Below are 12,841 nucleotides of genomic sequence, written 5' to 3' on the forward strand. Positions count from 1 at the left end.
TGCTCTCGACTTTGACGCATGCCGATATGGGCATATGATTGCTGTCATGGCACGAGCAGCGACGACGTCGGACGTGTTCAACGCGATAGCCGAGCCGCAGCGCCGGGAGATCCTGCTGCTGCTGCGGACAGGTGAGCGGCCGGTGACCGAGTTGGCCCAGGAGCTGGGGATGACCCAGCCGGGGGCGTCCAAACACCTGCGGGTGCTCCGGGAGGTCGGGCTGGTGCGGGACCGCAAGGCAGGCAAGCAGCGCCTGTACGGGCTTGACGCCCGCGGGCTGCGACCGGTGCACGAGTGGACCGGCGGGTTCGAGCGGTTCTGGAACGAGAGCTTCGACCGGCTGGACGAGTACGTGCAGGACCTCAAGCAGGCAAAGCAGGAGGAGTGACCGATGGCATCGACAGGACGGAAGGCGTCGGCGCAGTCCGCGACGACCGACCGCGAAATCGTGATCTCCCGGGCCATCAGCGCCCCACGGGAGCTGGTGTTCGAGGCGTTCACCGAAGTGCGGCACCTGTCGCGGTGGTGGGGACCGGAGGGGTTCACCACGAGCACGCGGTCCTTCGCGTTCCGCGTCGGCGGGGAGTGGGACTTCGTGATGCACGGACCGGACGGTACGGACTACCAGGAGTGGATCTCCTGGACCGAGATCACCCCGCCGGAGCGGATCGCGTTGCTCCACGGTGAGTCCCCCACCGACCCGAACGCCTTCCAGTCGGTCATCACGTTCACGCCCGACGGCACGGAGACCCGGATCGAGATGCGCACCCTGTTCCCCACCAAGGAGCTGCGCGACGAGGCGGTCGAGAAGTACCACGCGATCGAGGGCGGCCGGCAGACCCTGAGCAACCTGGCGACGTACGTCACGGAGATCGTCCGGAAGGGAGGCGAGGACTGATGGCCGGGAAAGTGTTCTTCAGCGTGTCGATGTCGTTGGACGGGTTCATCGCGCCCGAGTCCTCCGAGGAGTTGATGGGGCGGCAGTGGATGGAACTGCAGCAGTGGATCTTCCCGCAGCGGTTCTTCCGGGAGAACCTGAAGCTCGGCGAGGGCGGCGAGGAAGGGCGCGACAACGACATCGTGCGGGAGACGTTCGAGCGCACCGGCGCGAGCGTGATGGGTAAGCGCATGTTCGACGCCGGAGAGAAGATGTGGCCGCAGGAGGCGCCGTTCCACACGCCGGTGTTCGTCGTGACGCACGAGAAGCGTGACCCCTGGGAGCGGCCCGGCGGGACCACCTTCCACTTCGTCAACGACGGCATCGAGACCGCGCTCGACCTGGCCCGCGAGGCCGCCGGTGACCGCGACGTCCGCGTCGCGGGCGGCGGCGCGACGATCCTGGAGTACGTGAACGCCGGCCTGATCGACGAGTTCTCGATCGCGCTCTCACCCGTGCTGTTCGGCTCCGGGATCCGCCTGTTCGAGGGCGTGGACGCGGCCTGCGTGGCCCTGGAGCAGGTCCGCGTGGAGCACTCCCCCAGAGTGGCGCACCTGACCTACACCGTCCGGAAGCGGTAGCTGTCGAGCGTCGACCGGAACGCGGTCCTGCCCAGCCTCAACCTGCTGGTCGAGGCCAAGCGGCCCGGCCCGCGGCTGATCTCCGCTTCTGCCCACGGAAGGAGTTCGGCGTGGAGCCGGGCATGCACGCCGACACGGCGCCCGAACCGCTGTCCGCAGGGATCCCCGTCCACGACGAACTGGAGTGGGCTGCGCGGCATGCGCGATCCTGGGTGTCGCCCCGATGAACCGACCGCGTATCCGACCGTTCGCGAGAAGGACTGGAGACATGGGGTCAGGGAACCCGATCGGGCGTCACCGCGCGGCGAGCAGGTCCGGCAGGTCGCGCATATCGTCGAAGACGACGGTGGCCGGGCCTTCGAGTCGCTCGGCAGGTGTCGGGCCTCCCGCATAGCCGAAGGCCCGCATCCCGGCCGCGCGTGCGGCCGCGACGCCGGGCCCGCTGTCCTCGACCACCGCGCATGCCGCCGGGGCGACCCCCATCCGGTGGGCGGCGTACAGGAAGAGATCGGGCGCGGGCTTGCCGCGCGGCACCTCGCTCGCGCTGAAGATCCGGCCGGCGAACATGTCGTAGAGCCCGGTGCGGCCCAGGGTGTGACGCATCTTCTCGTGCGAGTCGCTGGAGGCGACGCAGGTCGGCACGGTGAGGGCGGCAAGCGCCTCGGGCAGGCCGTCCACCGGGTCGAGGCCGAGATCCACCGCATCCCGGTGGCGTCGGATGAGCCGGCTCCACCAGAGTCCGGCCGTCTGCGCGCCGAGCCGCTCCGTGAGCTGGTCGATGATCGACTCCTTGGAGCGCCCGATGAATCGCCTCACCACCTCGTCAGAGGTGAGCTGCCGGCCCAGCTCTGCTCCGAGCTCGATCTGCAGGCGTACGGCGAGGCGTTCGGTGTCGACCAGGACCCCGTCGCAGTCGAAGATCACGAGCTCTATCGGCTTGATCCCCGCAGAGTGGGTACTGGGGCGCGAGGCGATCACGTCTGATCCGCGGACAGCGGTGAGAGCGGACGCTCGAAGAAGGTCTCCAGGACCCAGTCGCCTGCGTTCCGCTGACGACCGAATTCGGAACCTGCGCCTACCAAGGCGCGGGACAGCGTGGCGGCATGGCGTGGCAGGTGCCGCACGGCGCGATCCCCCAGGAAGACGAGCAAGCGCGCTACCTCACCGAACTGCTGGACATCTTCGAGGACGAAGGCGTGGCCGCGCTGTGGTTCACCTTCGCCGGCTACAGCAGGCCCGGGGAGCAAGACCTGGGCTCGTACGGCGTCGTCCGGATGCTCGACGCGAGGCGCTGGGAACCGAAGAAGGTGTTCCACACGATGGCAGCCAGATACGGACGCGGTTGAGGCACCACGACCTCCAGCCGCCCAGCACCCGCCCACAGCCCCCCGATGATCCGTCAGACCGGGTGCGGGCCGACGGATGATCCGTGGCTCAGAGTGCCGCACATGTCGAGCGGGACGCCCCCCGGGGAGGACCGGTGACGGCAGGCGGAGCGGGGTACGCCGGGCGACACGTTGTTGCATCGGGTCGCCCGGATGTAGTCCCCGGATGCGACGGCCGTGACCGACCGGACATCCCCTAGGCTGGTGGAGTCACCACATGAACGAAGGACGACCATGGCCCGCCCGTACGACTCCGGACCCAAGCAGTTCGTCTTCGCCGTCGGAGACGGCAACGACCAGAAGGTCTCCGTGGGCGATCCTCAGGAAGCCTACGTGGCGTTCTCCGCGTTCTTCCGGGATCGGAACTCCGGTACCTACACCATCGGTGATGAGCCGGCGGGGCAGAGTCTGGTGCTCATGCCCGGCCAGGGTGTGATCGCCCGGGTCAAGGGCGCGGACCGACCTCGGTCGGAGTACCTCCGGGTGGACCGGGGCAATCGCTACCTTCCGAGCGCGATGCTGTTCTTCGAGAACGGATATGCCGGCCTCGACCACTTCGGCCAGTGGTTCTCCGACCTCGCTGACCTCGACGCGTCACCGGAGACTCGCGGCACTGCCCGCGCCGCGACGTTCACGACGGAAGCTGCGGCGATCGAGGAAGTCGCTCGGATCTGGGCGGATTCGGGCTTCGTGGACCCGAGCGACCAGTACTACGTCTTCTTCGACTCGCATGATGTCGACGACGACCGAGCCGAACGGGCCGAACTGCTCGCCCTGATCGAGTTCCTCGGGATCGAACGAGTCGATGCCCCGGCCGAGGCCGCCGGCGGCGAAGTCTGGGTGCGCACCGACGCACGCCTTGCCGCGGAATGCGCACGGTGGTCGTGAACAGGTGCGGGGTGGGGTCGCGACATCACCGTGGTGGTCGCCCCGCGCCCGAGGCGGCCACGTCCAGCGGGTGCCGTTCCGGAGAGGCCCTGAGCTCATGAGAGACATCGTGTTCACCCGCAGCAGCGGATGGATCCCGAACGTGATCAGCGAGGACGGCGAGCTGAAGCTGATGCTCGGCGCCGGGGCCGACGCCAACCACGAGCCTCGCACGTTCACCTTCCCTGTCAAGGAAGCCCATCTCGCGGTGATCCGGGAGGATCTGCCCAGACACCTGCTGCTGTGGAGTGCGGTCCTTCCGCTGTGCGACGCCGCCGGAACCGCGGGCCGGCTCGACGAGAACGCTGCCGCCGCCCTCCTGGACCCGGTTCTCCTCTCTCCGCCCGCGGACGTCGACGCGCTCTTCCGGCGCATCCGGTGGGACAGGAGCCGGCTCATCGCCCACGGGGCCGACATCGACCTGCTCGAGCGCGGACAGGTCTGCGCGGCGATGCGCGCGGCGACAGAGACACCGAACGAAAGACGTGCCCAGGAGCATCACGCGGACCGCCGTCGCGCCGAGCGCGGAGCGGTCCTCGGCCCTCTCGACGCTGCGATTCTGCGGTACACGGGCCAGTACGTGCACGGCGCGACGGTTCCCAGGCGGATGCCCGATGCCGTCGACGCCGCGCTGCTACCGGAGGTGATGAGGGTGATCGCCACCGCGGAGCAGGCGTGTGCCGGGATGCGGATCGGCATCGATCCGCGACGGGGAAGGCGCGCCACGGACAAGCGCGACTGGAATCTGGTGGCGACGGCGGTCGACTCGGCCGTCCGCCGCGCACACCCCGGACTCGTCGATGACGCGGTGCGTACGGTGGGCTTCCTGATGTGCTCGGAGACCGCGGACCGCTCCAGGAGCACACCCGTGGAAGATGACGCGGAGGCTGCCGACGACCGCGCCGGCCTCGGTGGGGGCGCCCGTAAGACGGCCCTGTCGTTCACCGACGACAAGGGCGCCGAGAAGAAGTGGCTGAGTGACGGCCGTCGCAGCGCTTCCGCGGAGTTCTGGGAGTTCGTCGGCGATCGCTCCGCGGCGGACAACGAAGTGTTCACCATCGAGGACGAGGAGTTGGGTGAGGGGATCCAGCTCCACTTCTACGCGGACTCCATCGCCCGCATCACGACCGTGCGAGAGGGGAAGGGCGGGTCGGATCCGGAGTACCGGGTCGAGTACAGCCTGGTCGACGGGCTCAGCGGCTATCGGAACCTGGTGAACGCCTTCGTCCGCGGCGGCTGCACCGCACTCGGACCGCACGGTCCCTGGATATCGGATGTCGCCGAGTTCGAGCGCGCACGCCGGCGGCGGCGCAACGCCCGGTAGGGCGCGTATCGAGTCGTGATCATCGGGTGGTCCTGGTGGGGTCTTTGATCCAGATCATCGAGGCGTGCAGGTGGAGACTGGCGAGGTAGCTGCCGGGAGTCTCGTCGTATCGGGGGTCTCACCGTCCCGGTTCCGGCGTCCTGGTACGTCACGCTCTGGGGCGGGTGAGGCACATGGAGCCGACGTGAGCCGACCGGTGCACTGATGTCGGGCGGGGACTCATGGAGCATGACCCGGCACCCGGCTCAGGTTCCGGGGAGGATACGGCGCGTTTCGTAGGCCCACATCGCGATCTCGACACGGTTGCGGGCGCCGAGTTTGGCCATCAGGCTGGCCAGATGCGTCTTCACCGTGCTGAGGCTGATGTGCAGTGCATCGGCGATCTCGGTGTTGGTCAGCCCGCGAGCGACGGCGAGGAGCACCTGCTCCTCGCGGGCGGTGACGGGTGAGACCGGCTGGGCCACGGGCCGGCCGGCGGGCAGGTCCGCGAATGCCTGGAGCAAGCGGACGGTGACGCTGGGCGCGATGAGCGCCTCACCGCCGGACGCCGACCGTACGGCCTGGGCCAGGAGGTCCGGTCCCGTGTCCTTGAGGAGGAATCCGCGGGCGCCGGCACGCAGCGCGCCGTAGACGTACTCGTCGAGGTCGAACGTGGTGATGACGACCACGGCCAGCGGGTCGGCGACGCCCGGGCCGGCGACCAGTCGGGTGGCCTCGAGTCCGTCGAGTGCGGGCATGCGGATGTCGAACAGGCAGACGTCGGGGCGTAGTTCGCGGGCCAGACGCACGGCTTCCCGCCCATCGGCGGCCTCGCCGACCACCTCGATGCCGGGCTGGGCGTTCAGCATGATCCGCAACCCGGTGCGGATGATCGTCTGGTCGTCAGCGACGAGGACGCGAATGGACACCGCTCTCGCTCCTCGCTCTCGGCAGTTCGGCTTCGACATGCCAGCCCCGGTCGGTACCCGGGCCGGCTCGTAGTATGCCGCCGAGCAGGGTCGCACGCTCGCGCAGTCCGGTAAGTCCGTATCCGTCGCGGCCCCGGCCGGTGCGCCGGCCGTTGTCGCGCACGCTCACCCGTACCGTGTGCCGTTCCGCGGCGACCCGGACGACGAGCTCGGTCGCGTCGACCGCATGGCGCAGCGCGTTGGTCACCGACTCCTGCACGATCCGGTAGACGGCCGCGTCCACGGCCGGGGGCAGCGCGTCCAGTTCGCCGTCGAGCCCCAGGTCGACCCGGAGGCGACCACCCGGGGTGCGCACCAGGCGCTCCAGATCCGCGACTCCGGCAGGGGGCGCCAGCTCGGCGCCGACCCCGCGGTCGCGCAGCGCGGCGACCATGGCGCGCATTTCCTCCAGGGTGCGCGCCCCTTCCTCCTCGACCTCCTCCAGCGCCTCGACGGCGGCGGACGGGTCGGTGCCCGCGAGCACCCGGCCCGCCTGGGCGATGATCACCATGGCCGACACGTGATGGGCCACCGTGTCGTGCAGTTCCCGGGCGAGCTGCTCGCGCTCGCGGGAGCGCACCTGCTCCAACTGCCGCTCGCGAGCGGTCACCCAGAATCGCACGGCAGTCCCGACCACGCCGGGGAGCAGCAGGAAGGCGAAGCCCACGACATTTTCGACGACCGGGGTCTCGTCCGTGACGGAGCACAGCGCGCCGGCCGCGAGGATCACCGCGCCGCCCAGCACGATCTCGCGTCCCGATCCCCACCGGGGCAGCGCGTACACCAGCACGAGCACGACCGCGCCGGTGTAGAGGCCGACGGGCTCGCGCGGTGCGGCGACGAGCGAGGCCACCTGAAGCAGGATCACCGAGCCGAACGCCAGCGTCACCATCGCCAGCGGGCGGGTCCGGCGCCACAGGGGCAGCAGGCACAGCCATACGGCGAACACCACCGCCACCGGCCGCCACACGACGTTCTCGCGCAGGGTGGCCTCCAGCGCCACACCGGCAAGGCCCGCGGCGAGCAGCGGCCAGTCCCGCCACACCCGGCCGGGCGCGTCGGGCGGCCGGGGTTCGGTCCACAGGGTTCGCAGGTCGTCTCGGAGCACGGTTCTCAGCCTAGGGATCGCGGCGGGCCGCGCATCGGCCGAAAGGACGGGTCGTCACTCCGCCCCGGGGCCGACGGATCCGCGGCCCTCGGGCCGATGCCGCGGAGCGCCGGGGCGACGAGCCTCGGCATCGGCGGCCGTACAAGGACGGCCGACGAGGTGGTTGGAGGACCCGATGCTCTCGAAAGCCCTGTTGCGCCTTGGCGCAAGCGCCGCCCGCCATCCCTGGCGGGTGATCGCGGCATGGCTGATCGCCGCCACGCTCGCCGTCCTCGCCGCTGTCGCCTTCGGCGGGCGGACCGCGGACTCGATGACCGCTCCGGGACTGGACTCCCGACGGGCCGCGGAACTGATCGAACGGGCAGGCACCGGCCAGGAGGGGATGACCGCCCAAGTGGTCGTCACCCCCCTCGACGACGGTGCGACGTTCTTCGACGACGACGGCGCGCGCACCGCTCTCACGCGGCTGCGGGCCGAGGTGGAGCGGCTGCCGCACGTGCTCGGCACGAGCGACCCGGCGGGGGCGCTCGCAGCGGGCGGGGACACCGCCGTGCGCGGCGGCCTCGTTTCGGCCGACGGGCGGATCGCGGTCGTCCGCGTGCAGTACCCCGACCAGAGCCGGCTGTCGGCCGAAGACCTCGGCGCCCTCGTCGATCTCGGCGACCGGCTGCGCGCCGAACTGCCGCTGCGCATCGAGATGGGCGGGAACCTCTTCTACGCCTTCTCCGACCCCGACGGCGGCGCGAGCGAGCTGATCGGCCTCCTCGCCGCGGCCGCGATCCTGTTCCTGGCGTTCGGTTCGCTCGTCGCCGCCGCGCTGCCGATCGGCATGGCGGTCTTCGGGCTGACCGTCGGGGTCGCCACGATGACGGTACTGGCGGGGGTGACAGAGGTCCCCACCTTCGCACCGGTCCTGGGCAGCATGGTCGGGCTCGGAGTGGGCATCGACTACGCGCTGTTCGTGCTCGCCAGGCACCGGGAGTACCTCGCGTGCGGGCTCGATCCGCAGGCGGCGGCCGGACGAGCGGTGGCAACGGCGGGGCGGCCGGTGGTCTTCGCCGGCGGCACCGTCGTCGTGTCGATCCTCGGCCTTGCGGTCGCGAACGTGCCGTTCATGACGGTGGGCGGGGTCGCCGTCTCGATCGTCGTCCTGACGATGGTGCTCGCGTCGGTGACGCTGCTGCCGGCCTTCCTCGGCGCGGCGGGCCCGCGGCTGGGCCGGGCCGGCCGCATCGGCCGGGCACTTCGGGCCGGGCGGTCGGGCCGCCTCGGCCGACGGCGGGACACGGCGGCGGGCGCCGTCCCCGCCGTCGGGTGGCGGCGCTGGCTCGGGCACGTGGGCCGGCACCCGGTGCCGTACGCGGTCGGCGCCGCGGCGCTGCTGCTGACGGCGACGCTGCCCGTGCTCGGCCTGCGCGTCGGCCTGCCCGACGACGGCTCACTGCCGCAGAGCCGTACCGAGCGCCGGGCCTACGACCTCGTCGCCGAGGGATTCGGCCCGGGCACCAACGGTCCCCTCGTCATCGCCGCGGACCCCGCCGGTGATCCGGGAGTGGTGGACCGCCTCGTCGCGGGGGTCGCGGCGGATCCGGGGATCGCGTCCGTCGCGCCGACGCGCATCGATCGGGCCACCGGCGTCGCGACCCTCGTGGTGTTCCCGACCGCCAGCCCCCAGGACGAGGCCACGGCCGACACCATCGCCCGGCTGCGTGCCGAGGTGCTGCCCGCGGCGATCGGGCACGGCCCGGCCAGGGCGCACGTCGGCGGGGCCGCCGCGAGCCTGTCCGATGTGGGCCGACGGACCAGCGAACGTCTGCCGGCGTTCGTCGCCGCCGTGCTGGCGATGTCGTTCCTGCTGCTGATGCTGGTCTTCCGCTCGGTCGTCGTACCGCTGAAGGCGGTGCTGCTGAATCTGCTGAGCATCGGCGCGGCCTACGGCATCATGGTCGCGGTCTTCCAGTGGGGCTGGGGCGGCGCACTCATCGGGCTGGAGGCGACGGTTCCGATCGTGTCGTTCATCCCGATGTTCCTCTTCGCCATCCTGTTCGGCCTGTCGATGGACTACGAGGTGTTCCTTCTCTCCCGCGTGCGCGAGGAGTACCTGCGCACCGGCGACAACCGTACGGCGATCGTCGAGGGCGTCTCGGGCACCGCCCGGATCATCACGTCGGCCGCCCTCATCATGGTGGCGGTCTTCCTGTCCTTCGCCGTCGCCGAGGACCCCTCCACCAAGATGTTCGGGCTCGGCCTGGCCACCGCGATCTTCATCGACGCGACGGTCGTACGCATGGTGCTGGTACCGGCGACCATGACCCTCCTCGGCCGGACCAACTGGTGGCTGCCGAAGTGGCTGGACCGGATGCTTCCCCGCGGCCCGGTCGGCACCGACGACACCGACGCGGGATCCACGGGTGAGGCCCCGCGTCCACGGCTGGTCGACCGTTGACTCGACTCCTGCCCGCCCTTGGCGTCCGGCACCTCGGCGCGTCACCTAGGGGCATGGCAGGGATCGGCGTCGTGGCTGACGGGTCGGCCACCTCTGGAGCCGTTCTTCTTCAGGTCGGTGGCCTGGTCCTTCTTCTCCGGGATGACCGCCTTGATACGGCGTTTGCGCAGGTGGGCGCGGTTTCCACGGGAGGCGTACGCCTCGTCCCCCAGCGACCGCGTCCGGCCGGATGCGGGTTCTACCGACGGGCCCGCGTACCCGTACCTTCTCCAGGACGGGGATGACTGCGGGCTGTCCGCTGCCTGGCCGTTGGTCAGGACGAACGCCAGCGGGCGGCACTTGCGGTCGGCGGCGAGGTGGACCTTGCTGGTCTGCCCGCCGCCGGTTCTCCGTGGTCAAGTCCCCCGTTTCCCGGCTCCGACCGGGCGACGGACGTCTCTGCGAGCGTCCTCGCCGGCCCAGCGGAACCGGCCAAGACCCGTCTCCGCACGGCGGTCCCACGGATGGGCCGGAACACGCCGCCCGAGGCAGGAACCTTTCCAGGTTTCCAGCACTCATGATCGGTGAACGAGTCGCCCGGGCCGCCCGGGTCGACCCCGTCGAGGAAGAAGTAGAGGAATTACGTGCTCCGTTCGCCGCACCGACGCCTGGCCGTGGGCGCCACCGTCATCGCCGCGCTCGCCGGGGGTCTCGCCCCCGCCGCCACCGCCACCGCCGCACCGGCCCCCGTCACCACCACGACCACGCCCGCCGCATCCGCAGCCCCGGCGCCCGACATGGAGGGTGTCGTCGCCGCGCTGAACGCTGCCCTGGCGAACGGGGCTCCGGGCGCGATGGCCCGGTACTCCGGCCCTGACGGGGCCCGCAGCCGGACCGTCGGCGTCCGGGACCGCGAGGCGCAGGCTCCCATGGACATCCACGCGCGCTTCCGGATCGGCAGCGTCAGCAAGACGTTCTCGAGCGTCGTCCTCCTCCAACTGGTGCAGGAGGGCCGCCTGGAGCTGGACGCGCCGGTCAACGGCTATCTCCCGGGACTGCTGCCCGACGACCGCATCACGGTCCGTCATCTGATGACCCACCGCAGCGGGCTGGCCGACTACACGGACGCCATGTTCGAGAAGACGGTGCCGGGCTTCGAGGCCGTGCGGAACCGGGTGTTCTCCTACCAGGAGCTCGTGGACCTGTCCCTGGCCGAGCCGCGCACCACGGAGCCCGGCGTCGCGTACAAGTACTCCAACACCAACTTCGTCGTGGTCGGCATGCTGATCGAGAAGCTCACCGGCCGGCCGGTGGCGGACGCGTACGAGCGCCGCATCTTCAAGCCGCTGAAGCTGCGCGGGACCTCGTACGTCCACCCCGACACGCGCATCAAGGGGCTGCACGCGCGCGGCTATCTGCACCCCGACGAGGCGGGCGCGCCGCTCGTGGACTCCACCGAGCAGACGGTGTCCTGGGCGCAGTCGGCGGGCGCCGTCATCTCCACGCCTGCCGACCTGAACACCTTCACGAGTGCGCTGATGCGCGGCCGGCTGCTGTCCCCGGCGATGCTGGACGCCATGACCACGGTCACCCCGACCGACACCACCAACACCCGGTTCTACGGGCTGGGACTGCGCCGCTACGACCTGTCCTGCGGGACCCAGGTGTTCGGCCACACCGGAACCGTGCAGGGCTTCTACACGTACGCCTTCTCGACGCGCGACGGCCGGCGCAGTCTGTCGGCCCTCGCGAACACCTCCAACCACGGAGCGGCGAACACGGCGCTCGGCGGGACCCTGGAGGCCGCGTTCTGCGGCAAGAAGCCGGCCGCCGCTTCGCCCACGGCCCGGGCCTTCACGGCGCCGGACTCGGCGACGGACCTGCCGGCGGAGCGGGACCTGCCCGAGCGGCACTGATGCCGGTGGACCGGCGCCGCTGAGACTCCGACCCCGAACATCCCTGCCCGGACCACCGGTGTCCGTACCGGTGGTCCGGGCAGGGGCCGGGGTCTGGTGCGGAAGGAGATCTTGGTCGTGACTGATCACCTTCCGTGCGACCTTGGGATTCGACGAAGGGCCGGTGCGCCCGGCTGAGCCGTTGCCGCCGCAGGGCACCAAGCCGGGCCGTCCGCCGGCGGACTCCACGACAGCTGATGGGCGGCATACGGTGGTGGACCCGGACTGGGCCCGGTGACGAGACGTGCCCGAGGGGTACGGCCCGCGGGATCGCCTCGTTCGTCAGGCTGTCGTGGAGGGGCCGCTGCTGGTTCTGGCGTGCTGCATGGCGGTGAGCTTGCGGACGAAGAGGATGGCGAGTACGGCCGAGGCAGCCATGAGCGCGTCGGCAAGGATCCCGACAGCCAGGCTGTTGCGCCATGCCTCCGGTTCCTCGGCCCGCTTGAACATCTGGTCGGCGACGGCGTAGAGGACGCCCGAGCCGGCCCGCAGCGCCCACCACGCCGCCGGAAGCGCCGTGGAGACCCTGCGCGGGGCACTGCTGGGTCCCAGGGGTGCGCTGGCCATCTTCCGACACCGCGGAGGGATCGACGACAAGGTCGTTGGCCATCGACCAGGGTGCGGTCTTGGGGAGCGAATCGCCGGCGCCCGTGTCCGCCACCGACTCACGCCGCCCCTGCCCTCGCGGTCCGTGGGGACCGGAGGGCAGGGGCGGCGCTGGGGTGGCGGGGTCAGATCAGGGGCGAACCTTCCGTTCCCTGCCAGTCGGCGGGAGCGGCGGGCCATTCCCTGGGCAGTTCACGTCCCTCGTGCAGCCTTTCGAGGAAGTCGGTGACGCTGCCCGGGAAGACGTCCATGGTCGGGAAGTGTCGGTAGGCGACAACAACGGACCACTCTTCCTGCTCCTTCGGAGGGTCGAGCAGACAGATGTCCCCGTTCCAGTTGTGCATCGCCCACGGGATCAGGCGCTCCAGGTCCGGGTCGATCGGTGACCCGCTGCGGACGGTCTGCCAGGAAAGGAATGCACCCCCGAGGTCTCGGATGAATTCCCCGAGCGGATGGTGCGCTCCTTCCGGGTGAGGGATGCCGAGGTGCCCGAACACGGTGGCATCCCCGTATCCGTCGACGAATCGGCGGTAGTCCTCGGGCAGCCGGGTGCCGATGATGTCCTCTACCGCAGCCCAGGACGTCCCGGCGGCCGGCCGGTACCTCTGCGGGGGGCCGAAGACGGCGGTCAGTCTGTCGGACACGT

General features: G+C 70.8%; 14 protein-coding genes and 1 pseudogene. 8 read left to right on the forward strand and 7 right to left on the reverse strand.

What is annotated here, in order from left to right; genetic code table 11:
- Window positions 1-46 precede the first annotated feature (46 nt).
- Genes ACGFZF_RS17675 through ACGFZF_RS17685 form a run of 3 tightly spaced genes read left to right on the forward strand, consistent with a single transcriptional unit; the run spans window position 47 to window position 1,518 of the window.
- Window positions 47-388, forward strand: a complete 342-nt coding sequence (locus ACGFZF_RS17675) for an ArsR/SmtB family transcription factor (protein ID WP_393555024.1) — start codon at window positions 47-49, stop codon at window positions 386-388.
- Window positions 389-391: 3 nt separating this feature from the next.
- On the forward strand, window positions 392-898 hold the full coding sequence (locus tag ACGFZF_RS17680) for an SRPBCC family protein (RefSeq protein WP_393555026.1): 507 nt from the start codon (window positions 392-394) through the stop codon (window positions 896-898).
- Window positions 898-1,518 carry a dihydrofolate reductase family protein gene (locus tag ACGFZF_RS17685; RefSeq protein WP_393555028.1) on the forward strand — a complete coding sequence of 207 codons (621 nt, stop codon included), beginning with the start codon at window positions 898-900 and terminating at the stop codon, window positions 1,516-1,518. Before ACGFZF_RS17680 ends, ACGFZF_RS17685 begins: the two co-directional genes overlap by 1 nt.
- Here ACGFZF_RS17685 and ACGFZF_RS17690 read toward each other — a convergent pair.
- Both ACGFZF_RS17690 and ACGFZF_RS17695 read right to left on the reverse strand, forming a co-directional pair.
- A complete protein-coding gene (locus ACGFZF_RS17690; RefSeq protein ID WP_393555030.1) occupies window positions 1,497-1,718 on the reverse strand; it encodes a hypothetical protein in 222 nt (73 codons plus the stop codon). The two genes, ACGFZF_RS17685 and ACGFZF_RS17690, sit on opposite strands and share 22 nt — an antisense overlap.
- A 94-nt stretch (window positions 1,719-1,812) precedes the next feature.
- Window positions 1,813-2,496: an HAD family hydrolase gene (locus tag ACGFZF_RS17695; protein ID WP_393555032.1), complete on the reverse strand. Its 684-nt coding sequence runs from the start codon at window positions 2,494-2,496 to the stop codon at window positions 1,813-1,815.
- A 125-nt stretch (window positions 2,497-2,621) separates the two neighbouring features.
- On the opposite strand from ACGFZF_RS17695, the gene ACGFZF_RS17700 reads away from it, so the two are divergent.
- The 3 genes from ACGFZF_RS17700 to ACGFZF_RS17710 all read left to right on the forward strand — a co-directional run bounded on the left by ACGFZF_RS17700 (window position 2,622) and on the right by ACGFZF_RS17710 (window position 5,154).
- Window positions 2,622-2,864 carry a hypothetical protein gene (locus ACGFZF_RS17700; RefSeq protein ID WP_393555034.1) on the forward strand — a complete coding sequence of 81 codons (243 nt, stop codon included), beginning with the start codon at window positions 2,622-2,624 and terminating at the stop codon, window positions 2,862-2,864.
- 273 nt (window positions 2,865-3,137) lie between these two features.
- The gene (locus ACGFZF_RS17705) at window positions 3,138-3,791 is read left to right on the forward strand and encodes a DUF6357 family protein (RefSeq protein WP_393555036.1); all 654 of its coding nucleotides are present in this window, start codon (window positions 3,138-3,140) and stop codon (window positions 3,789-3,791) included.
- Window positions 3,792-3,888: 97 nt separating this feature from the next.
- Window positions 3,889-5,154: a DUF6357 family protein gene (locus ACGFZF_RS17710; RefSeq protein ID WP_393555038.1), complete on the forward strand. Its 1,266-nt coding sequence runs from the start codon at window positions 3,889-3,891 to the stop codon at window positions 5,152-5,154.
- Between the two features lie 245 nt (window positions 5,155-5,399).
- Here ACGFZF_RS17710 and ACGFZF_RS17715 read toward each other — a convergent pair whose 3' ends face one another.
- Together ACGFZF_RS17715 and ACGFZF_RS17720 are read right to left on the reverse strand one after the other, a co-directional pair.
- Window positions 5,400-6,062 carry a response regulator gene (locus ACGFZF_RS17715; protein WP_389011300.1) on the reverse strand — a complete coding sequence of 221 codons (663 nt, stop codon included), beginning with the start codon at window positions 6,060-6,062 and terminating at the stop codon, window positions 5,400-5,402.
- A complete protein-coding gene (locus ACGFZF_RS17720; protein WP_393555041.1) occupies window positions 6,037-7,209 on the reverse strand; it encodes a sensor histidine kinase in 1,173 nt (390 codons plus the stop codon). The genes ACGFZF_RS17715 and ACGFZF_RS17720 overlap by 26 nt, the downstream gene beginning before the upstream one ends.
- Before the next feature lie 175 nt (window positions 7,210-7,384).
- Between ACGFZF_RS17720 and ACGFZF_RS17725 the strand changes: the two genes are divergently transcribed.
- Window positions 7,385-9,655 carry an MMPL family transporter gene (locus ACGFZF_RS17725; protein ID WP_393555043.1) on the forward strand — a complete coding sequence of 757 codons (2,271 nt, stop codon included), beginning with the start codon at window positions 7,385-7,387 and terminating at the stop codon, window positions 9,653-9,655.
- Between the two features lie 41 nt (window positions 9,656-9,696).
- On the opposite strand, the pseudogene ACGFZF_RS17730 reads toward ACGFZF_RS17725, so the two are convergent.
- Window positions 9,697-10,014, reverse strand: a pseudogene (locus ACGFZF_RS17730) (IS5/IS1182 family transposase); the annotation flags it as partial.
- Between the two features lie 417 nt (window positions 10,015-10,431).
- Here ACGFZF_RS17730 and ACGFZF_RS17735 point away from each other — a divergent pair.
- Window positions 10,432-11,550: a serine hydrolase domain-containing protein gene (locus ACGFZF_RS17735; RefSeq protein WP_393555615.1), complete on the forward strand. Its 1,119-nt coding sequence runs from the start codon at window positions 10,432-10,434 to the stop codon at window positions 11,548-11,550.
- A 321-nt stretch (window positions 11,551-11,871) separates the two neighbouring features.
- Here ACGFZF_RS17735 and ACGFZF_RS17740 read toward each other — a convergent pair whose 3' ends face one another.
- A complete protein-coding gene (locus tag ACGFZF_RS17740; protein WP_393555045.1) occupies window positions 11,872-12,156 on the reverse strand; it encodes a DUF4328 domain-containing protein in 285 nt (94 codons plus the stop codon).
- 164 nt (window positions 12,157-12,320) lie between these two features.
- Window positions 12,321-12,839, reverse strand: coding sequence for an SMI1/KNR4 family protein (locus ACGFZF_RS17745; RefSeq protein WP_393555047.1), 519 nt, complete (start codon window positions 12,837-12,839; stop codon window positions 12,321-12,323).
- Window positions 12,840-12,841: the final 2 nt, after the last annotated feature.

Source organism: Streptomyces sp. NPDC048338, assembly GCF_043201055.1.
GTDB lineage: Bacteria > Actinomycetota > Actinomycetes > Streptomycetales > Streptomycetaceae > Streptomyces.